This is a genomic window from Cellulosimicrobium cellulans, assembly GCF_001722485.1.
Classification (GTDB): domain Bacteria; phylum Actinomycetota; class Actinomycetes; order Actinomycetales; family Cellulomonadaceae; genus Cellulosimicrobium; species Cellulosimicrobium cellulans_A.
On record NZ_LWGL01000002.1, the window covers coordinates 23,395 to 43,536 of the forward strand.

The 20,142-nt window shown below is 74.7% G+C and carries 21 protein-coding genes, 1 pseudogene and 1 riboswitch; of the genes and pseudogenes, 10 read left to right on the forward strand and 12 right to left on the reverse strand.

Going from position 1 to position 20,142, the window contains the following annotated elements:
* Positions 1–44: 44 nt before the first annotated feature.
* Together JZ5iCDA_RS00535 and JZ5iCDA_RS00540 are read right to left on the reverse strand one after the other, a co-directional pair.
* Positions 45–1,424 (reverse strand): uracil-xanthine permease family protein, encoded by a 1,380-nt coding sequence (locus JZ5iCDA_RS00535; RefSeq protein ID WP_069385322.1) that lies wholly within the window; start codon positions 1,422–1,424, stop codon positions 45–47.
* Between the two features lie 111 nt (positions 1,425–1,535).
* A complete protein-coding gene (locus tag JZ5iCDA_RS00540; RefSeq protein WP_069385373.1) occupies positions 1,536–2,459 on the reverse strand; it encodes an LLM class F420-dependent oxidoreductase in 924 nt (307 codons plus the stop codon).
* A gap of 95 nt (positions 2,460–2,554) precedes the next feature.
* Here JZ5iCDA_RS00540 and JZ5iCDA_RS00545 point away from each other — a divergent pair, with 95 nt between their 5' ends.
* The 4 genes from JZ5iCDA_RS00545 (at position 2,555) to JZ5iCDA_RS00560 (ending at position 5,408) form a co-directional block, all read left to right on the forward strand.
* Positions 2,555–3,448, forward strand: coding sequence for an LLM class flavin-dependent oxidoreductase (locus JZ5iCDA_RS00545; protein ID WP_069385323.1), 894 nt, complete (start codon positions 2,555–2,557; stop codon positions 3,446–3,448).
* Positions 3,445–3,726, forward strand: coding sequence for a hypothetical protein (locus tag JZ5iCDA_RS00550; RefSeq protein WP_253181891.1), 282 nt, complete (start codon positions 3,445–3,447; stop codon positions 3,724–3,726). The genes JZ5iCDA_RS00545 and JZ5iCDA_RS00550 overlap by 4 nt, the downstream gene beginning before the upstream one ends.
* Before the next feature lie 142 nt (positions 3,727–3,868).
* A complete protein-coding gene (locus JZ5iCDA_RS00555; RefSeq protein ID WP_069385324.1) occupies positions 3,869–4,093 on the forward strand; it encodes a hypothetical protein in 225 nt (74 codons plus the stop codon).
* Positions 4,094–4,250: 157 nt separating this feature from the next.
* Positions 4,251–5,408 (forward strand): class I SAM-dependent methyltransferase, encoded by a 1,158-nt coding sequence (locus JZ5iCDA_RS00560; RefSeq protein ID WP_069385325.1) that lies wholly within the window; start codon positions 4,251–4,253, stop codon positions 5,406–5,408.
* On the opposite strand, the gene JZ5iCDA_RS00565 is transcribed toward JZ5iCDA_RS00560, so the two are convergent.
* Positions 5,390–5,851: an MOSC domain-containing protein gene (locus JZ5iCDA_RS00565; protein WP_253181892.1), complete on the reverse strand. Its 462-nt coding sequence runs from the start codon at positions 5,849–5,851 to the stop codon at positions 5,390–5,392. The two genes, JZ5iCDA_RS00560 and JZ5iCDA_RS00565, sit on opposite strands and share 19 nt — an antisense overlap.
* Positions 5,852–5,948: 97 nt before the next feature.
* Between JZ5iCDA_RS00565 and JZ5iCDA_RS00570 the strand changes: the two genes are divergently transcribed.
* Both JZ5iCDA_RS00570 and pnuC read left to right on the forward strand, forming a co-directional pair.
* A complete protein-coding gene (locus JZ5iCDA_RS00570; RefSeq protein WP_069385326.1) occupies positions 5,949–6,710 on the forward strand; it encodes a TetR/AcrR family transcriptional regulator in 762 nt (253 codons plus the stop codon).
* A gap of 82 nt (positions 6,711–6,792) precedes the next feature.
* Positions 6,793–6,919: riboswitch (FMN riboswitch) on the forward strand.
* A gap of 169 nt (positions 6,920–7,088) precedes the next feature.
* Positions 7,089–7,790, forward strand: a complete 702-nt coding sequence (gene pnuC / locus JZ5iCDA_RS00575) for a nicotinamide riboside transporter PnuC (protein WP_069385327.1) — start codon at positions 7,089–7,091, stop codon at positions 7,788–7,790.
* Positions 7,791–7,794: 4 nt separating this feature from the next.
* Here pnuC and JZ5iCDA_RS00580 read toward each other — a convergent pair whose 3' ends face one another.
* Entirely contained in the window at positions 7,795–8,469 is a 675-nt protein-coding gene (locus JZ5iCDA_RS00580) for a hypothetical protein (protein ID WP_139122889.1), read from the reverse strand.
* Between the two features lie 162 nt (positions 8,470–8,631).
* On the opposite strand from JZ5iCDA_RS00580, the gene JZ5iCDA_RS00585 reads away from it, so the two are divergent.
* The 3 genes from JZ5iCDA_RS00585 to JZ5iCDA_RS19885 all read left to right on the forward strand — a co-directional run bounded on the left by JZ5iCDA_RS00585 (position 8,632) and on the right by JZ5iCDA_RS19885 (position 11,536).
* Complete coding sequence (locus tag JZ5iCDA_RS00585; protein ID WP_069385329.1) at positions 8,632–9,876, forward strand: acyl-CoA dehydrogenase family protein; 1,245 nt, start codon at positions 8,632–8,634, stop codon at positions 9,874–9,876.
* A gap of 25 nt (positions 9,877–9,901) precedes the next feature.
* On the forward strand, positions 9,902–11,137 hold the full coding sequence (locus JZ5iCDA_RS00590; RefSeq protein ID WP_083259497.1) for an acetyl-CoA C-acyltransferase: 1,236 nt from the start codon (positions 9,902–9,904) through the stop codon (positions 11,135–11,137).
* A gap of 264 nt (positions 11,138–11,401) precedes the next feature.
* A complete protein-coding gene (locus JZ5iCDA_RS19885) occupies positions 11,402–11,536 on the forward strand; it encodes a hypothetical protein (RefSeq protein WP_290438791.1) in 135 nt (44 codons plus the stop codon).
* 69 nt (positions 11,537–11,605) lie between these two features.
* Here the strand turns inward: JZ5iCDA_RS19885 and JZ5iCDA_RS00595 are convergent, their stop codons facing one another.
* On the reverse strand, positions 11,606–12,076 hold the full coding sequence (locus tag JZ5iCDA_RS00595) for an NUDIX domain-containing protein (RefSeq protein ID WP_069385330.1): 471 nt from the start codon (positions 12,074–12,076) through the stop codon (positions 11,606–11,608).
* Positions 12,077–12,158: 82 nt separating this feature from the next.
* Here JZ5iCDA_RS00595 and JZ5iCDA_RS00600 point away from each other — a divergent pair, with 82 nt between their 5' ends.
* Entirely contained in the window at positions 12,159–12,557 is a 399-nt protein-coding gene (locus tag JZ5iCDA_RS00600) for a RidA family protein (protein WP_069385331.1), read from the forward strand.
* Positions 12,558–12,560: 3 nt separating this feature from the next.
* On the opposite strand, the pseudogene JZ5iCDA_RS19965 reads toward JZ5iCDA_RS00600, so the two are convergent.
* The 7 genes and pseudogenes from JZ5iCDA_RS19965 to JZ5iCDA_RS00630 all read right to left on the reverse strand — a co-directional run.
* Positions 12,561–12,692 (reverse strand): annotated as a pseudogene (locus tag JZ5iCDA_RS19965) (carbohydrate-binding protein); the annotation flags it as partial.
* A 69-nt stretch (positions 12,693–12,761) separates the two neighbouring features.
* Complete coding sequence (locus JZ5iCDA_RS18660; RefSeq protein ID WP_069385332.1) at positions 12,762–14,255, reverse strand: glycosyl hydrolase family 18 protein; 1,494 nt, start codon at positions 14,253–14,255, stop codon at positions 12,762–12,764.
* A gap of 297 nt (positions 14,256–14,552) precedes the next feature.
* Positions 14,553–15,278, reverse strand: coding sequence for a hemerythrin domain-containing protein (locus JZ5iCDA_RS00610; RefSeq protein ID WP_069385333.1), 726 nt, complete (start codon positions 15,276–15,278; stop codon positions 14,553–14,555).
* A gap of 181 nt (positions 15,279–15,459) precedes the next feature.
* Complete coding sequence (locus tag JZ5iCDA_RS00615) at positions 15,460–16,065, reverse strand: histidine phosphatase family protein (protein ID WP_069385334.1); 606 nt, start codon at positions 16,063–16,065, stop codon at positions 15,460–15,462.
* A complete protein-coding gene (locus JZ5iCDA_RS00620) occupies positions 16,062–17,135 on the reverse strand; it encodes an ABC transporter ATP-binding protein (RefSeq protein ID WP_069385335.1) in 1,074 nt (357 codons plus the stop codon). Before JZ5iCDA_RS00620 ends, JZ5iCDA_RS00615 begins: the two co-directional genes overlap by 4 nt.
* A complete protein-coding gene (locus JZ5iCDA_RS00625) occupies positions 17,132–18,871 on the reverse strand; it encodes an ABC transporter permease (protein ID WP_069385336.1) in 1,740 nt (579 codons plus the stop codon). Before JZ5iCDA_RS00625 ends, JZ5iCDA_RS00620 begins: the two co-directional genes overlap by 4 nt.
* A complete protein-coding gene (locus tag JZ5iCDA_RS00630; RefSeq protein WP_069385337.1) occupies positions 18,868–20,061 on the reverse strand; it encodes an ABC transporter substrate-binding protein in 1,194 nt (397 codons plus the stop codon). The genes JZ5iCDA_RS00625 and JZ5iCDA_RS00630 overlap by 4 nt, the downstream gene beginning before the upstream one ends.
* Positions 20,062–20,142: the final 81 nt, after the last annotated feature.

Sequence of the window (20,142 nt, forward strand, 5' to 3'; positions counted from 1 at the left end):
GCGCGGGCCGGCATCCGCGGTGCGGCGGCCGGCCCGCGGCGGCGTCAGTGACGGTCGGCGTCCGTGACGGCGTGCTCGTCGCCGCCGGGGGCCGACGCCGGGCTCGCCGGCTCCTGGCTCGTGCCGCGCCACCGGGCGATCGTGCGCATGAGGTGGTAGATCACGAGCGCCGCCGCCGTGCCGAGCGCGATGCCCTCGAACGTGAGCTCACCGGCCACCCAGGTGAAGTTCGCGATGCCGATGACCAGCGGCACCGCCGCGGTGGTGAGGTTCACCGGGTCGGAGAAGTCCACGCGGTTCTGCACCCAGATGCGGGCACCGAGGATGCCGATCATGCCGTAGAGCAGGGTCGTCGCCCCGCCGAGCACGCCCGCGGGGATGGTCGCGACGAGCGCGCCGAACTTCGGCGACAGCGACAGCACGAGCGCGGTCGCCGCCGCGACCCAGTACGCCGCGGTCGAGTACACGCGCGTCGCGGCCATGACGCCGATGTTCTCGGCGTACGTCGTCGTGCCGGACCCGCCGCCGACGCCCGCGAGGGTCGTGGCGACGCCGTCGGCGAGCAGGGCGCGGCCCGTGAGGGCGTCGAGGTTCTGGCCCGTCATCGCGGCCACCGACTTCACGTGGCCGACGTTCTCCGCGACGAGCACGAGCACGACCGGCACGAACAGGCCGAGCACGGCGACGTCGAACGACGGGGCGACGAACTCCGGCAGGCCGAACCACGCGGCGTCGCGCACGGCCGAGAAGTCGACCTCGCCCTGGACCACCGCGGCGACGTAGCCGATCACCACGCCGACGAGGATCGACAGCCGCCCGAGGATCCCCTTGAACAGGACCGTGACGAGGATGATCGCGACGAGCGTGATGAGGGCGGTGACCGGCGCGGCGCGGAAGCCGCTCGTGCACGACTGGACGATCTCGCCGTCGACCACCGAGGAGCTGCACGTCCCCCAGGCCGTGGGCGCGAGGTTGAGCCCGATGAGAGCGACGATCGTGCCGGTGACGATGGGCGGCATCGCGACGTCGATCCACCGCGCCCCCGCGAGGTGCACGACGAGGCCGACCGCCGCGAGCACGAGGCCCGTGACGAGGATGCCGCCGACGGCGACGGCCTGTCCCTGGGACGCGGTCGCGGCGGCGATGGGCGCGATGAACGCGAAGCTCGATCCGAGGTAGCTGGGGAGCCGGTTGCGCGTGATGAGCAGGAACGCGGCGGTGCCGACCGCGGAGAAGAACAGCGTGGTGGCCGGGGAGAAACCCGTCAGGAGCGGCACGAGGAACGTCGCGCCGAACATCGCCACGACGTGCTGCATGCCGATGCCGATGGTGCGCGGCCAGCTCAGCCGCTCACCGGGGTCGACGACGTCCCCCGGTGCGACCCGCTTGCCGTCCCCGTGCACCCGCCAGCCGATGGCGCTCATGACTCTCCCGTCCGTGACGTTCCTGGGGAAACCCCCGGAGCAGGGTAGTGCCCGGACGTCACGGCGCTGTTTCGCGCCCGCGCGCGAGGGGCCGCGCGCGGGCGCGACGAGTCAGCCGAGCTGGGGACGCACCTCGTCGGCGACGAGCTGCAGGTGGTCGAGGTCGTGCAGGTCGAGCACCTGGAGGTAGAAGCGCGTGACGCCCTGCTCGGCCGCGGCGGCGAGCTTGTCGGCCGCCTCCGCGACGGTGCCGGCGATGCCGTTGCGGCGCACCTCGTCGGGCTCGCGGCCGATCGCCTCGGCGCGACGGCGGAACTCGGCCTCGTCCTTGCCGATCGCGATGACGAACGCCGCGGAGTAGACGAGCGAGTCGGGGTCGCGGTCGGCGTCGAGGCACGCCGCGCGCACGTTCTCGATGCGCTCGGGCAGCACGCCCGGGTCGGGGAACGCGACGTTGAACTCGCTCGCGTAGCGCGCGGCGAGCGCGGGCGTCCGGCGGGGGCCGTGGCCGCCGACGATGACGGGCACGCGGTCCTGCGCGGGCTTGGGCAGCGCCGGCGAGTCCGTGAGCGTGTAGTGCTCGCCCGAGAAGCTGAACGTCTCGCCGACCGGCGTCTCCCAGAGCCCCGTGATGACGGCGAGCTGCTCCTCGAGGATGCCGAACCGCTTCGCGGGGAACGGGATGCCGTACGCCTCGTGCTCGCGCGCGTACCAGCCGGCGCCGAGGCCGAGCTCGACGCGCCCGCCCGACATCTGGTCGACCTGCGCGGCCTGGATCGCGAGCACGCCGGGGTGGCGGAACGTCGCCGACGACACGAGCGTGCCCAGGCGGATGCGGCTCGTCTCGCGGGCGAGGCCGGCGAGCGTCGTCCAGGCGTCGGTCGGGCCGGGCATGCCGTCGCCGTCGCCCATCACGAGGTAGTGGTCGGAGCGGAAGAAGGCGTCGAAGCCGAGGTCCTCGGTGGCCTTCGCGACGGCCAGGATGTCGTCGTAGGAGGCGCCCTGCTGGGGCTCGGTGAAGATGCGCAGGTCGATCTGGGTCATGGCGCCAGTCTGCCCGACGCCGGGCGCGCCCCGTCCCGCCCGCGCCACCGCTGACGTGCCGGCCCCGGTGTCCGTAGAGTCGCGCCATGCGCGTGAGCACCGTGATCCTGCCGATCTACCCGTGGCGCGAGGGGCGCGAGGTGTGGCGTGCCGCCGACGACCTCGGCCTGCACGCCGGCTACACGTACGACCACCTGTCGTGGCGCTCGTTCCGCGACGGCCCGTGGTTCGGCGCGGTGCCGACGCTGGCCGCCGCCGCGGGCGTCACGGAGCGGCTGCGCCTCGGCACGCTCGTGACGTCGCCGAACTTCCGCGAGCCCGTGACGTTCGCGAAGGACGTCATGACGCTCGACGACCTCTCCGACGGCCGCGTCACGGTCGGCCTCGGCGCCGGCACGACCGGCTTCGACGCGACGGTCCTCGGCGGCCAGCCATGGTCCCCGCGCGAGCGCGCCGACCGCCTGCGCGACTTCACCGCGCTCCTCGACCGCCTGCTCACCGAGCCGGCGGTGACCCACGACGAGGGGCACTACCGCGCCCACGAGGCACGGACGATCCCCGGACCCGTCCAGTCGCCGCGCGTCCCGTTCGCGATCGCGGCGACGGGGCCGCGCGGGCTGCGGCTCACCGCGCGCTACGGGCAGTCGTGGGTCACGACGGGCGACGGCGCCCTCGACGACGGCGCGACGCCGTCCGACGCGCGCGACGCCGTGCGGGCCCAGGTGCAGCGACTGGAGGCCGCGTGCGTCGAGGCCGACCGCGACCCCGCCACGATGGGTCGCGTCCTGCTCACCGGGTTCACCCCGGACCGTCCGCTGGACTCGGTGGACGCGTTCGTCGAGACCGCGGCCGGCTACGCGGCGGCGGGCGTCACGGAGATCGTGCTGCACTGGCCGATCCCCGGCACCCAGTTCGAGGCCGACCAGGCCGTGTTCGAGCGCGTCGTCGCCGACGGCGCGCCGCAGGTCGCGGCCCTGTGACCGGCAGCGCGTGGGACCGCCTCGTCGCCCGGCTGCGCGGCTGGTGGCGACGGGCCGACGACGTCCGGACCGGCACCCGCTGGTCGAGCATCGCCACGGTGCTGGGCGGGATCGCCGTCGCGCTGCTCTGCCTCTCGCTCGTGCTGCGTGGCCGCACGTGGGCGTGGGTGCCGCTCGTGATCGCGGCCGCGGTCGCGCTGCGCGAGGTGCGGTACCTCCAGCGCGTCGCCCGGGGCGGGCGGCGCGGCCCGCGGTACCAGGAGAACGCGCCGCGCTGACGCACGGCCCTGCCGGGGTCATCCGCAGGTCGCACACCGGCGGACCGCAGGATCCACCGGACGGACGACGCGCGCAGACCTGTCCGTGGCGAAGACTGGGGTACGACGCCGGGCCACGGCGTCGAGACTCCCGGAGGCACACGTGACCAGCCAGCTCCCCACGCGCGAGACGACGTCGTCGCCCCGCGCCGCGGCGCGCGGCGCACGCTCCACCGCGGGCCGCGCCCGCCGCCGTCCCGCGACCACCCCCGCCCGACCGGCGGTCCCGCCCGTCGAGCGCGCCAACGGGTGGGTCGTCGCGGTCGCCGTCGTCGCCGGTGCCGTGCTGTTCTCGTGGCTCGCGATGAACGCGTTCCTCGGCGGCTGACCGAGCGCTGCGTCCCCGCTCCGGCGCTGCGTCCCGAGACGCATCGTTCGGACCTGGACGCAGCCCTCGACGCGGGGCCCGCCGAGGTCTACCGTCGAGGGACGGGCGCCGTCGCCCTGCGGCGTGCGCCCGGCCAACGTCCCGGACGGGAGCACCCATGGGCACCACGGACGAGGAGACGGACGCCGCGCCGGCACCGGCCGCCGAGCCCGGGCGAGAGGCGGTCGACACGTTCGCCGAGCGCCTGTTCACCGCGACGCTCGGCGCGATCGACGTGCTCGCCGTGCACGTGGGCGACCGGCTCGGCTGGTACCGCGCCCTGGCCGACGCCGGTCCCCTCACGTCCACCGCGCTCGCCGAGCGCACCGGGACCCACGAGCGCTACGCGCGCGAGTGGCTCGAGCAGCAGGCCGCGTCCGGGATCCTCGCTGCCGAGGACCCTGCCGCCGGCCCCGCGCTCGTCGCCGACCCGGCCGACGTCGCCCGCGAACGCCGCTACGCCCTGCCGGCCGCGCACGCCGAGGTGCTGACCGACGGTTCGTCGCTGGCATACTCCGCGCCGCTCGCGCGCTTCGTCGGCGCCGTCGGGCCCCAGCTGCCCCACCTGCTGGACGCGTACCGCGCCGGCGGCGGCGTGTCGTGGGACCAGCTCGGCGACGACGCGCGCGAGGCCCAGGCGGACGTCAACCGGCCGTGGTTCGAGCACAGGCTGGCGCCGACGCTCGCGGGGCTGCCCGAGGTGCACGACGTCCTGTCGCGCCCGGGTGCGCGCGTGGTCGACGTCGGGTGCGGGTTCGGCTGGTCGACGCTCGCGCTCGCGCAGGCGTACCCGGACGCCGTGGTGCGCGGCATCGACGTGGACCGGCCGTCCGTCGAGGCGGCGCGTGCGGCGGCGGCCGCGGCCGGTCTGGCCGACCGCGTGACCTTCCACCATGCCGACGCCGCGGAGCTCCACCTGGCCGAGCCGTGCGACGCGGCGTTCGCGTTCGAGTGCGTCCACGACCTGCCGAGGCCGGTCGCCGTCCTCGACGCGGTGCGGCGCGCGGTGCGGCCGGACGGCGTCGTCGTGGTCATGGACGAGGCCGTCGCGGACGAGTTCGCCGCCCCGGCCGACGACGTCGACCGGATCATGTACGGCTACAGCCTCTTCGTGTGCCTGCCCGACGGGATGTCGACCCAGCCGTCGGCCGGGACGGGGACCGTGATGCGGCCCGCGACGCTGCGCCGGTACGCGCTCGAGGCAGGGTTCGCCGGCGTCGAGGCGCTGCCCGTGGACGACTTCGCGTTCTTCCGCTTCTACCGGCTGGTGCTCTGAGGCGCTTCCCAGTGCGCCTCGTCGCCGACGCGGATGGTGCCCGACGAGAGCAGGCGGCACACGACGCCGCCGCGGTCGTGCATCGAGCGCATCGCACCGGGGGCGATCCAGTCGTCGAGGAGACGGCACGGTGCGGCGATGCGCAGCACCTGGAGCTCGACGTCGCCGAGCCGCAGGAACGAGTTCGGCCGGGTGGGCAGGTCCCCGTGGTCGAGCGTGATGTTGCGCCGCGTGAGACCCGGGTCGATCTCCTGGCCGAGGATCTCGGACGCCGCCCGGAGGTCGGCCAGCGTCTGGACGGTCACGTGCCGGTGCTTGGACCCGTGGTAGCGGTCGCCGACGAGCCCGCGCCCCTCCTCCGCCTCGACCTCGAGGACGGTGCGGGTGGGCAGACGCCGGGCCTTGGCGACGTGGATCGAGAGCACGCGCGGGGTGTCGGTCACGTCCCCACCCTGGCACCCGCGGGCGCCGGGCGCGACGGGCGGCACGTGACCCGCGCACGGCCGGTCCGCGACCGGTACGGGTGTACCGTCGGCAGGCATGACCGACGTCCGCAGCCGCACGCACGCCCAGGCCGTCGACGCAGCGATCGGGCTCTTCACGCGCCAGGGGTACGAGCAGACCACCGTCGAGGAGATCGCCGACGCCGCGCAGGTCAGCCGGGCCACGTTCTTCCGCCGGTACCGCTCGAAGGAGGACGTGGTCTTCGCGGACCACGAGCTGCTGCTCGACGAGGTCGTCGTCATGCTCGCCGCGACGCGGCCCGTGCCCGACGCCGCGGGGAACCTCGTGCCGGACCCGTCGGTCGACCCGTACCTCGAGGTGTGCCGCGCGGCGCGCCTCGTGTTCGACCACCACGTCGGTCAGCGCGAGACGTCGATCGCCCGGTGGCACCTCCTCCAGCAGGTGCCCGCCCTGCGCGACCGCGAGCTCGTCACCACGCACCGCTACGAGCGGGCGTTCACGGCCTACCTGCGCGACGCGCTGCCGCCCGACAAGCGCCGCTCGACCGCCTCGATCGCGTTCGCCGCGTCCGTCGTCGCCGTCCACAACGCGCTCCTGCGGCGCTGGCTGCGCGACCCGGAGCAGGACCTGCGCCCGCAGCTCGAGGAGGCGTTCGCCGACCTGCGCAAGGCCGCCGTCGGGCGCTACACCGTCGACGACGCCCCCGTCGACGGCGGGACCCGCGGCACGGACTCGACGAACGGGCACCGCGTCGTCGTCACGGTCGTGGACGCGGGGGCGGATCCCGCGGACGTGGCGGACGACGTCGCCCGCGCCGTCCGCGACGCGCTCGCCTGACCGGCCGCGCGGACGACCTGACCGCCCGCTGCGTCGCGGGAATGGCCGGGTAGCATCGGGGGTTGCAGAACGCAGTACGCACGAACGTGCTCCGGGGTCGGTGCAATTCCGAGCCGGCGGTAACAGTCCGCGACCCGCGCCCTACGCGCGGTTGACCTGGTGGAACTCCAGGACCGACGGTGACAGTCCGGATGGGAGGAAGCACGTGCGGCGCGGCCGTCCCCACGGCGTGCGCCCGCCGAGACGATCGGCGAGCCCGCACCGGAGCTGACCGGTCTCGCCGTGGTGAGCGACGGCGTCGGCCCTCACGGGCCGCGACGACCCGGCGCCCGCCCTCGCCCCGGAGCACCCGTGCCTGGGAAGGACGAGGGACATCCGATGGACCTGATGGCGCTGTTCGACGCGCAGCTCACGATCGGCGACCAGCACCTGCTGTGGCGCGAGATCGTCGGCAACGGGTTCGGCCTGGCGTCGGCGCTGGGCGGCATGCGGCGCAAGGTGTGGGCGTGGCCGGTCGGCATCGTCGGCAACCTGCTGCTGCTCACTGTGTTCCTCGGCGCGGTGTTCGCGACGCCGAACCCCGTGAACCTGCTCGGCCAGGCCGGTCGGCAGGTCATGTTCGTCGTCGTGTCCGTGTACGGGTGGGTGCAGTGGCGCCGCACGCAGCAGCGGCTGGGCGGCGCGGACGCCGACAGCCACGGCGTGAGCGTCGTCCCGCAGTGGGCGACGGCGCGCCAGCGGATCCTCCTCGCGGTCGCCCTCGTCGGCGGCACCGCCCTGCTGACGCCGCTGTTCCGCGCGCTCGGCTCCTACGAGCCCGTCTGGGCGGACGCGTGGATCTTCATGGGGTCGCTGCTCGCGACGTACGGCATGGCGAAGGGCTGGGTCGAGTTCTGGCTGATCTGGGTCGCGGTCGACGTCGTCGGCGTGCCGCTGCTCGTGTCCGCCGGGTACTACGCGTCCGCGTTCATGTACGTGTTCTACGGCGCGTTCACGCTCGTCGGGTTCTTCGTGTGGTGGCGCGTCAACCGGCGCGCCACGGCCGAGGCGGCCGCAGCGGGAGTACCCGCGGCGGCCTGACCGCTCACCCGTCGAACAGCATCCGGTCCGACGGCGCGACCCGGTACGCACCGAGCGACGGTTCCGCGCACACCGCGTTCACGACCGCGTCGCCGCCGCCGACGTAGGTGGCGGTCGAGTCGATCTCCGCCCCGACGAACCATGACCGGTCGCGCGGCCACCACAGGTCGGGCGGCTGGCCGTGGCGGCGGAAGGCCGCGACGTCGGCGACGGTGCCCGTCCACAGGTGGTACTCGCGGTGCGGGAGGAGCAGCATCGGCGCGGCAGGGCGTTCGACGAGCGTCGGCGCGAGCCGTCGCCAGCCCTCCTCCCGGGCGGCGGCGAGCTCCTCCTCCGTCGGGCGCGGCTCGTCCCCGTCCCCGCCGACGACCACGCCCATGCCCGACGTCGCCCGCGGGTCGGTGCCGCGGTCGTAGAGGATCGGGTGGCCCGTCCACAGCGCGAGGTGCACGGGCTGGCTGCGCGTGAACGCGGCGAGCACCCGCGCCAGGTCCTCCGCCTGCGTCACCGCGGTCACCACCCCCGTCGCGTCGTGCTCGGGGCCGGGGACGCACGCGTACGCCGCGTACCCGCGCGGGACGGTGCCGTCGACGCGCGGCCCGAAGCCGCCGAGACGGCCGGCGATCCACTGCCCGGCCGACGCGTCCTCGTCCCAGGCCACCGCGCCGAGCTCTCCCACGTCGGGCACTGTACGACGACACCGGTGATACCTGATCTCACTTGACTGATACGCAGTATCGGCGCACGATGGGAACGACCGTCGCCGACGCCGGCACCGCGGCCCGGGAGACGTGCCGGGACGGTCGCTGCACGCGCACGACCCCTCGAGCCTGGAGCACCGATGCCCCCCACCACGCCGACCACGCCCGGTGTCACCGAGCCCGCCTACGACCTCACGACGCCGCTCGACGTCGACTACGCGGGCGCGTTCGCGCACGCGACGGAGGCCGACCGCGCCCACCAGCTGCGCGTGCGGCAGTTCGTCCAGGACGAGGTGCTGCCCGTCATCGACGAGTACTGGGAGCGCGCGGAGGTCCCGCTCGGCCTGGTGAAGCGCATGGCGGAGCTCGACTTCCTGCGCGACGGCGTCGACGTCGACGGCCGCCAGCGCATCAGCCACCTGGGCGCAGGCCTCGCCGCCATGGAGATGTCGCGCGGCGACGGCTCCGTCGCGACGATCTGCGGGGTGCAGGGCGGGCTTGCGCTGCGCTCGATCCAGATGCTCGGCTCCGACGAGCAGCGCGCCCGCTGGGCAGAGCCGATGGCGCGCGGCGAGGTCATCGGCGCCTTCGCGCTCACGGAGCCGACGCACGGCTCGGACTCGGTCTCGCTCGAGACGACCGCCCGCCGCGAGATTCGCGACGGCGTCGAGGGATACGTGCTCAACGGCGAGAAGAAGTGGATCGGCAACGGGTCGTCGGGCGACATCACGGTCGTGTGGGCGCGCCTCGTGGGAGAGGACGGCGACGGGCAGGTCCACGGTTTCGTCGTCCCGCAGGACTCCCCCGGCTACACCGGCACCACCATCACCGGCAAGGTGTCGCTGCGCGCGATCTGGCAGGCGCACGTCGTGCTCGACGACGTGTTCGTCCCCGCGGGGAACGCCCTCCCGGGCGCGCGGTCGTTCAAGGACACCGCGCGCGTGCTGTTCGCGACGCGCCTCGGGGTGGCGTGGGCCGCCGTCGGGCACGCGGTCGCCTGCTACGAGACCGCCGTCGCGTACGCGACGCAGCGCGTGCAGTTCGGCCGCCCGCTCGCGGCGAACCAGATGATCCAGGAGCGCCTCACCCGGATGCTGTCGACGCTCACGCAGCTGCAGCTCCTCGTCGCCCGGATGACGCAGCACGCGGACGCGGGCACGCTCACCGGCCCGCAGGCGTCGCTCGCCAAGTACACGTGCACGCGCGGCGCGCGGGAGATCGCCGCGAGCGCCCGCGACCTGCTCGGCGGCAACGGCATCCTGCTTGCGAACCGCGTCGCCCGGCACTTCGCCGACGTCGAGGCGCTGCACACGTACGAGGGCACCGAGTCCGTGCAGGCCCTCATCGTCGGTCGTGACGTCACCGGCGTCTCGGCGTTCGCCTGACCCACCGCACCGGACGGAGCACACCATGACCGCACCCGCCGCCGAGGTCACGCCCGGGGAGATCACGCCGGAGGACGAGGTCACGCCCGTCCTGCTGCACGGCGCGCGCACCCCGTTCACGCGGTTCCGCGGCGCGCTCGCGTCGTTGTCCGCCGCCGAGCTCGGCGCGCACGCGATCCGCGGCGCGCTCGCCGCGGCGGGCGTGCGGCCCGAGCAGGTCGACGCCGTGATCGTCGGCCAGGTCGTCCAGGCGGGCGCGAAGCAGGGCCCGGCCCGGCAGGCCGCGATCCGTGCCGGCCTCGGCTGGGACGTCCCGACGGTGACGATCAACAAGCTGTGCCTGTCCGGCCTCACGGCGGTCATCGACGCCGCACGGCTCGTGCGCACCGGCGAGGCGGGCGTCGTCGTCGCGGGCGGCCAGGAGTCCATGACGAACGCGCCGCACCTCGTGCTGGGCTCGCGCTCCGGCTTCGCGTTCGGCGACGTGACGATGGCCGACTCCCTCACCCACGACGGCCTCGACGACCCGTTCAGCGGCGAGGTCATGGGAGAGCTCACCGACAAGGGCTGCGCGACGCGCGGCATCGGCCGTCCCGAGCAGGACGCCTACGCGCTGCGCTCGCACCAGCGCGCGGCCGCCGCGCGCGACGCCGGCCGGCTCGCCGACGAGATCGCGCCGGTCAGCGTGCCGCAGCGCAAGGGCGAGCCGGTCGTCGTCGAGCACGACGAGGGCGTGCGTGCCGACACGACGCTCGAGGCGCTGCAGCGCCTGCGCCCCGCGTTCGTCCCGGACGGCACCATCACCGCCGGGTCGAGCTCGCCGCTGTCCGACGGCGCGGCAGCGGTCGTCGTCGCGAGCCGCGCCTTCGCGAGGCGCAACGGCCTGCCGTGGCTGGCGGAGATCGGCGCGGCCGGGCAGGTCGCGGGTCCGGACGGCTCGCTGCACTCCCAGCCGTCGCGCGCGATCGAGGCGGCGCTCAAGCGCGAGGGGCTCGCGGCGTCGGACCTCGACCTCGTGGAGATCAACGAGGCGTTCGCGGCGGTCGCGCTGCAGTCGATCGCCGATCTCGGGATCGACCCGGACGTCGTGAACACCGACGGCGGCGCGATCGCGCTCGGCCACCCCGTCGGCGCGTCGGGTGCCCGGCTCGCGCTGCACCTCGCGCTCGCCCTGAACCGTCGGGGCGGCGGCGTCGGCGCCGCCTCGCTGTGCGGCGGCGGCGGTCAGGGCGACGCGCTGGTCCTGCACGTCCGGTCCTGACCCGGTCGACGACCACTCTCGACGACGGTCCACGGGCGCGCTCCGGCCGCGCACGCGCCAGACCCGCGGGACGAAGCGGGAGAAAGCGGGGCGCTGACGCGTTTCGGCGCGCGCGCACCCCGCACCTCGTGCACGCTGACGAACGAGGTTCGGCGCGGTTCGCCGGGAGCGTGTGACGCAGATCGCGTCACGAGCGACCCGAGTCGCGTCATGGATCGCGTCACGTGCGGTCCCTCCTCCTGGAACACCATCGAGAGGACCGTCATGACGACCGACACGCTTGCCGGCACCGCACGCCGCGCGACCGCTCGCGCGCGCCGATCCCACCTGTCCGCCGTCGCCGTGGTCGCGGTCGGGCTGGTGGCCGGGTTCGCCGCCGGCCCGTTCCTGCTCGGCTGAGCAGCGGCACGAGGGCCCGGGGACCGCGGTCCCCGGGCCTTCGCCGTCCCCGGCCCGGCAGGGCCGACGTCAGGCGTCGCGCAGCAGCTCCTCGAGACGGTCGAGCAGCGCGACCTGGCCCGAGACGACGAGCCCGCGGGCCCGAGCGACGGGGAACCACTGCGCCCGGTCCAGCTCGGGGAACTCCTGGAGCCGCCCCGACCGCGGCGGCCACTCCAGCGCGAACGTGCTGCTCGTGATGCGCGAGACGTCGAAATCCGCCGCGCGCGCCCACGCGGACACCTGCTTGCCGGCGCGCTGCCGCACCGTGCCGAGGTCGAGGTCCGGGCCCGAGCTCGCGGGCGGCGCGACGCCGAGCTCCTCGGTGAACTCGCGCAGCGCGGCGGCGTGCGGCTCCTCGCCCGGGTCGATCTCCCCCTTGGGGATGGTCCACGCACCCGCGTCCTTGCGCGCCCAGAGCGGGCCGCCCATGTGCCCGAGCAGCACCTCGACGACGCCGTCGCGCACGCGGTAGAGCACCAGGCCGGCCGACTGCTTCATCCTCCCTTCCTACACACCCGATGTGTCGGGGGCACGGCGTAGCGTCGATCGCGGCTCACCGACGACGCCGAGGAGGCGCAGCATGTCGAGCACGCAGACCGTCACGCACGTGAACCCGCCCAGCCTGCACACCAACCCGGCCTTCTCGCAGGGCACGATCGTCGAGACCGGCCGCACGCTCTACGTCGGCGGGCAGAACGGCACCGGCCCCGACGGCACGATCGTCGAGGGCGGGATCGCCGCGCAGACCGCGCAGGCGCTGCGCAACGTCCTCGCCGTGCTCGACGCCGCCGGTGCCGGTCCCGAGCACGTCGCCCGCCTCGCGGTGTACCTCGCGCCGGAGGCCGACCTCATGGAGGGCTTCGCCGTCGTCGGCGAGGTGTGGGGCCCGCACCCCGCCGCGGTGACCGTGCTGCGCGTCGGGATCGGCCGGCCCGGCGCGCTCGTCGAGATCGAGGCGGTCGCGGCGCTGCCCGCCTGACGCTCAGGCGCAGAGACCGACGGGGTCCCAGGATCCCCAGGTGACGGACCCGGGCAGCTCGCCCGTCGTCCACCACTGGGCCCGGTAGTTCACGCCGGCGCGGGACACCGTCTGCCCGCCGGTGTAGACGACTTCGCGCGCCCACGCCGGAGCGCACTCCGCGACCTCGACCGCCGGCGCGGTGCCGCACGGCCCGACCTCCGCTTACGGCCCCCAGGCGTGCGCACCCGGCACCTGGTTCCGCGTCCACCACGCCGCGCGGTACTCGACGCCCTCGTGCGAGACGACCTCGCCGCCCGTGTAGACGCCGGTGCCGTACCAGGGCGCGGCGCACTCGGCCGCGACGCCGGGACCGGGCGTCGCCGCCCGCAGCGTCGAGCCGAGCGCGTCGCCGAGCTCGTTGCGGTGGTCGCCCGACAGGTCCCACCACATCGCGCCGCCGTAGCCCTGCGTCGCGACGAACTCCGCCTTGGCCGTGACGGACGCCGGGTCGTCGTAGCTCCACCACTCGTCGCCGTCGTACAGCCAGGACGCGCCGATCTCCGGGTCGAAGAACCGCTCGCCGTCCTGCGCCCGCAGCTGGGCGTACGTCCGCGTGCCGACGTAGCCCGCCGCGGGCTGCCAGCCCTGCGAGCCGTCCTCGACGCCGTGCCAGCCGTGCCCGTACGCGGCGAGGCCGGCGTTGAGCTGGCTCGGGTCGGCGCCCGCGGCCGTGTACATGGCCAGCGCGCCGTCGAGCCCGAGGCCCCAGTTGTGCGTGCCGTCCGGGTGGAGGTTCCCCTGGTGCCCGGTCTGGTTCGGCACCCAGCCGCCGTGGAAGTCGTAGCCCTGGACGTTGAGGAAGTCGACGACGGCGAACAGCCGCGGGTCGAGCCAGCCGCCCTGCCCGGCGTTCCAGCCACCCGCCGGGGCGAACGCCGTGAGGAGGTAGTCCTCGCCGGTCTCGGCCCCGAGCGCGTCGAGCTCGGCGCGGAACTCCTCCATGAGCAGCAGGAAGTTCTCCTTGTCCTCGGGGCGGGCGTTCGTCGTCTCGCCGCCGGTGACGGGCCACTCCCAGTCGATGTCGATGCCGTCGAAGATGCCGGCCGCCGCGCCGGGACCGCCCTTGCCGTCCACCACCGGCAGGTTGCCCTCGATGTACAGGTCGATGCAGGAGTCGACGAGAGCGCTGCGCCCCTCGGGCGTCGAGGCCGCCTCGGAGAAGTGGTCGGACCAGGTCCAGCCCCCGAGGGAGACGAGGATCTTCGTGTCCGGGCTGAGGGCCTTGAGCTTGCGGAGCTGGTTGAAGTTGCCCGCGAGCGCCTGATCGGGGCGGTCGGCCACGCCGTCCACGGAGTCCGCGGCGGCGACCTCCGCGACGAAGTCGTTGAGCGGGTCTCCCTCGCCGGGGACGTCGGCGATGTCGCACACGAGGTCCGTCGTGACGTTGCCGAAGGCGTAGTTGATGTGGGTGAGGTCCTCGATCGCGCCCGTGCGGACGAGGTCGGCGACGTGGAAGTCGCGCGTGACGCGGGACTCGGCCATGACGTAGCCGACGCTGCGGTAGCCGTTGATGTCGGCGGGGCCGTCGACGGACGCAGCGGGTCGCGCCGACGCGAGCGGCGCGGCGGTCGCCGGTGTCGCGAGCAGGCTCGCGGAGATGGCGCCGGCGGCGACGAGCGCCGTCGCGGCGGTCGCCCCTCGGAACGCGCCGGCCACGCGGACGGCACGGCCGTGATGCTCCGGTGCAGGTTCGGGTGTGCGGGAAGTAGGGGACGGTCGGTGCGACATGAAGGCCTCGTTGCTCTTCGTGCCCCGTCAGGGCTATATGTTCGGACTCCTGCACACTAGCGACTGACGAACCGATATGGCCAGGGTCCGAACGAACTCACGTCGCGGGCCGTCGTCGGACGGGTGACGCGCGAACTTCGGAGGTCGCCGGAGCACGGATGGCCTCTGCTCACCGGCGCAGCACCGGAGGCCGCCCGACGACGTCGGACACCGTGGCCCGGGACGTCACACCGTACGGGGGCCGTCGCTCCGCGTACTGGGGTCCTCGCCGATGCGGAGAAGGGGCAGGTGCTCGACCCGGTGCGCGGCTCGCGTGAGCCCGCGGCTCGCGGTGCGCAGGGCCGGAGCCACGCGCTCCGGGCCCCGGCGTGCTCCCGCGTCGAGCAGGTCGCGGAGACGGTCCAGCACGGAGAGCGGCACGGCGGAGATGACGTTCCCCGGCGGCCGGCGTGCGACGACCGGGTGAGCGCGGGTCGGGGCGACGCGCCGCACCACCTCCCAGAGGACGCCGAGCCGCCGGAGGTCGCGCGTGCTCACGACCTGCTGCAGACGCGGGAACAGCACGTCCTCCTCGTCCCGGACGTCCTCCCGCAGCACGGCCGCCAACCGGTCGAGAACCGCCGGGCGCTCGGGAGCGTCGTGCGGCATCCCCTCGAGCCGCGTGACGAGCTCGTTGACCTCCTGGTGCTCCTGCTCGACCTCCAGGCTCAGCTCGTGACCGTCGGGCAGCACGCGGCGCAGCGTCGGCCACAGGACGGCCTCCTCCGCGAAGGCGTGCGGGAAGACCAGGCGGTAGAGCCGCTGGAGCACCGCGTCCTGGTCCTCGCCGCTCGTCCGGTCCAGGTCGTGGAGCAACCTGTCGAGCGTCACGTGGTCCTTCTTCTGGCGGGTCAGGACGCTCACGCGCCCGCCGAGCTCCGCGACGCTCTGGTCCGCGACGGACGTGGCCATGGTGCCTCCTCGCTGGTGCGTCCGTCGACGGTGGGTGGAGCCGCGCGCCGCAGGTGCGCTGAGGAGTCGACGGACGTCCACCGTCACACCGTCGCGGGACGGACGCAACGCACGTCGAGCGAGCGGTGCCGGCCGGCGTGTCACGCGTCGAGGGCTCGTGCGGCCGGCGTCCGAGCCACGGTCACAACGGCGCGGGTGCCGTGGTCGCGGTCGCCACGACGTCGACGTTGAACGCGCGCAGCCGCACGCCGCCCGGCTCGACGTCCAGCGCGGTGAGGCTGGGGGCCGACGCCGGCACGAGACGACGGGACGACAGGCCCAGGCACGTGTCGAGCACCGCGCGGATGATGCCGCCGTGCGTGACGACGAGCACCGGCCCGGGGCGCGCGGCGGCGTCCTGCACGGCCGCGGCGACCCGCACGCGCGTCGCGGCGACCGCCTCGCCGCCCGGCGGGACCAGGTCGCCGGCGCGCCAGCGGGCGTAGTCGGGCCCGATCTCGTCGGGCGTCCGCCCCTCCCACTCGCCCAGCGAGTGCTCGACCCACCGGTCGTCGACCATGTGCTCCACCGCGTCCGGGAGCGCCGCGGCGAGGATGGCCGCCGTCGACCGGGCCCGCGTCAGCGGCGAGACGAGCACGGTGCTCGGCGCCCACGGGACGACCGCGGGGACGAGGGCGGCGACGTCGCGGCGCCCGGCGTCGGACAGGTCGACGTCGGTGCGGCCCTGCAGGCGCCGCTCGTGCGTCCAGGCGGTGGCGCCGTGGCGCACGAGGAGGAGGGTGGTCACAGGCGGCCCCCGTCCTGGCCGAACAGCGCGTCGGGGGCGGCGGGCAGCCGGAGCCGCGTCGTCGTGCCGGGGGTGGCGCGGTGGTCGCTGACGAGCGTGATGCGGTCGCCGGAGCGCAGGGTGCTGCCGGCGCCGCCGACGAGGCCGGTGACCAGGTGGACGCCGCCCGCGGGCGTGCTCTCGAGCACCTCGAACGCAAGATCGCCGCCGGGGTCAAGGGCGAGGTCCTGCGGGCGGTACATCGCGTGCCGCGCGAGCACGCCGTCGGGCACCCGGGCGAGCGTCACCCCGTCGCGGACGAGCGTGCCGGCGATGGTCTCGCCGGCCAGGAGCACGGCGGGCGGGCTGCCGAGGAACTCGGCGACGAACGCCGTCGCGGGGCGCTCGATGAGCTCCTCGGGCGTGCCGAGCTGCTCGAGACGGCCGTCGCGCATGACGGCGATGTGCGTCGCGAGCGACAGGGCCTCCACCTGGTCGTGCGTGACGTACACGCTGGTGGCGCCGGTCTCGCGGTGCACGCGCCCGAGCAGCGCGCGCGTCTCGGTCCGCAGGCGGGCGTCGAGGTTGGACAGCGGCTCGTCGAACAGCACGACGCCGGGGCGCGGGGCGATGGTGCGGGCGATGGCGACGCGCTGCTGCTGGCCGCCGGAGATGTTCGCGGGGCTGCGGTCGGCGAGGTCGGCGATCTCGAGCGCCTCGAGCACCTCCGCGACGCGGGCGCGGCGGTCCGGCCGGGACCAGCGCGCGACGGCGAGCGGCCACTCGACGTTCTGCCGCACGCTCATGTGCGGCCACAGCGCGTAGCTCTGGAACACCATGCCGAGGCCGCGGCGCTCGGCCGGGACGTCGACCCCGCGCTCGGCGTCGACGACGACCCGGTCGCCCACCGCGATGCGGCCGCCGCTGGCGTCCTCGAGGCCGGCGAGCATGCGCAGCGTCGTGCTCTTGCCGCAGCCGGACGGGCCGAGGAGGACGAGGAAGGAGCCGGAGGGCACGGCGATCGACACGTCGGCCACGGCGGTCGTCGAGCTGAACCGCTTGCTGAGCCGGTCGAGGGTGAGGGCGGTCATCGGGTCGTCTTCTCCGGTTCGGTCCCGCGCTCGAGGCGTCGGGAGAGCAGGGTCGCCACGACCGCGACGGCGGCGATGACGAGCGTGATGGCGTTCGCGTGCTGGGTGAAGCCTTCCGACGCGTAGCGGAAGGTCTGCATGGACAGCAGCGGCGTGGCAGGGGTGACGAGCAGCACGACGACGGAGAGGTCGCGCACCATCGTGACGAACACGAGCACCCCACCGTTGGCGAGGCCGCGGGACACGAGCGGCAGCGTGATTCGCCCGAACCGCCGTGGGCCGCGGGCCCCGGTGAGCACCGCCGCCTCGTCGAGCTCCGAGGAAACCTGGCCGAAGGCCGCGCGCGCCGTCTGGAACGCGAAGGGCAGGCTCGCCGCGATCCCCGCCAGGACGAGGATGAGGAACGTGCCGTAGAGCGACGGCAGCGGGCCGGTCGGGGTGCCGAGCTGGGCGATGAACGCGGCGCCGAGCGCTACGCCGGGGACGAGGAACGGGACGTACCCGAGCACGCCCACCGTGCCGTGCAGCGCGCGCGCCTTCGGCAGGGCGCGCAGCACGATCGACGCGAGAGCGCCGAGGACGACGGCGCCCACCGCGACGCTCACGCCGAGGGCGAGGGTGCCGCCGAGCGCGTCGACCACCACGGGGTCGCGCAGCACGCCGCGCACGCCCTGCGCGATGTCGGGGTCGGAGTCGCCCACCCAGTAGTGGAGCGTGAACCCGCCGTCGAGGGTGTGCGTGCGGCGCAGGAGGGTGCTCGCGACGAGCACGATCCCGGGCACCACCGCCGTCACGACGACGAGCACCCACGCCAGCATCGCGAGCGGCCAGCGGGCGGCGCCGAGCCGCGTGCGCTGCGCGCGGGTCGCCTTGCCGGTGATCGTCGAGAACGAGCGTCCGCGCGTCAGGCGGTTGCCCACGAGCAGGACCATGCCGGCGACCACGACGAGCACGATGGCCAGGACGTACCCGCGCTCGGTGTCCCCGGTGGAGATCGACCCGTAGAGGCGGGTGCTCAGCGTCTGGAACCGCACGGGCAGCCCGAGCAGCGCGGGCACCGCGAAGTTCGACACGCCCTCGGCGAAGGCGAGCAGGAAGCCGGACAGCAGCGCGGGGCCGACGGACGGCAGGACCACCCGGGTCGCGACCCGCCACCGGGACGCGCCCGTGAGGCGGGCCGCCGCCACGACGTCACCGCCGACGTTCGCGAGCGCCGCGGCGACCACCACGAAGCTCAGGGAGTAGTAGTGCGCGACGAGCGTGAGCGTGACGGGCACCGGGCCCCACGCCAGCCAGTCGGGGACCGCGATCCCGAGCCCGGCGAGGAGGCCGGGCTGGCCGCCGACCAGGTCGTTGCGGAACACCGTCTCCCACGCCAGCGCGATGGCGAAGCTGGGCAGGGCGAACGGGATCGCCGCGAGCGCCCCGAGGGTGCGGCGCCACGGTGCGTCGGTCATGACGACGACCCACGCGAGGAACCCGCCCACGACGGTGGCGAGCGCACCGGTGCCGAGGCCGACGAGGAGCGAGCCGCCGAGCGGCTCCCACAGGAGCGCGGACGACAGGGGGCTCGCGAGGACGTCGGACCACGCGCCGTCGGCGTCCGGGCCGACGGTCGCCCCGACGAGCCCTGCGAGGGGCAGGGCGACGAGGAGGCCGAGGACGGCGACCACGGCGGCGGCCAGCCACACCACGGGCCGGCGCGCCACCGTGAGCGCCCGCTGGGAAAGCGTCACTGGACCGTCAGGAGGAAGTCGGCGACCTCGTCGCGGCGCTCGGCGGACGCCTCGGGGTCGATCTGCCAGGCGCCCAGCTCCTCGAGGCTGACGGCGCCCTCGGGCGCGACGACGTCGGTGCGCGTCGGGTAGTCCCCGGCGACGTAGAACGGCTCGTACGCGACCCCGCCGGTCTCGGAGTCGTCACCCATCATGAAGTCGATGAGCAGACGCGCGGCGGCCGGGTTCTCCGCACCGGCCGTCACGCCGAGGTAGGCGGGGAAGACGATGCCGGGCGACGGCGCGACGCCGGCCGCGACCTGCAGGGCCCAGCCCTCGTCCTCGTTGTCGCGGCGGTCGGAGTAGGAGGTGAAGCCGACGGGCGGGTTCTCCTGGCCGGTGGCGCCGACGGCCGCGTTCACGGTGTCGGTGTCGTCGACGAGGACGGCCTCGTTCGCGTACAGGTCGGCGAGGAACTGCAGCCCGGCGTCCTCGACGCCCTCGTCCAGCTCGATGGCCTTGCCGAAGTGCTCCTCGTACGCGGCAGCCATCTCGTCCGCGCGCAGCGACATCTCGGTGGCGAGGTCCAGGTAGTCGCCGCGGACGCTCGGGTCGACGAGCACGACCTTGCCGGCCCACGCCGGCTCGGTGAGCTCCCAGAGGTTCTGCACCGGGGAGCCGTCGGGGTACGCCTCCTCGTTGTACATGAGCACCTTGGTGGAGAGCCGGTTCGCGACGAGCGGGGCCTTGTGCTGCTCGGGCAGGGCGTCGGCGACGCGCTCCGGGACGTAGGGCTCGAGCACGCCGTCGGCGAGCAGCTCGGTCACGACGACGGGGGCGTCGGACACGTACGCGACGTCGGCCGTGGCGCTCCCCGCCTCGTGCTCGGTCGCGAGCCGGGTGATGAGCTCGGTGGAGGAGATGTCGCTCGCGACGACGTCAATCTCCGGGTACTTGGCCTCGAACGCCTCCTCGACCGTGGCGATGCGGCTCGTGAAAGCGTAGACGTTGACCTCGCCCTCGGCCTCGGCACGCTCGACGAGCTCGGCGTCGCTGAGGGAAGCCCAGTCGACCTGCTCGTCGTCGGCGGAGGACGCCTCGCTCCCGTCCGCGCACGCGCCGAGCGCGAGGAGCAGCGGGACGGCGGCGAGGGCGGTGGTGCGGGCGCGGCGCGCGGTGCGGCGGCCGGGGTTCGGGGTGCTGGCACGCATGGCGAGATCCTGTTCTGTCGGGTGTTGCCGGGGTGCGGGACTGGCGGTGGTGCAGCGGTGACCGCCCGAGAGGTGCGGGCC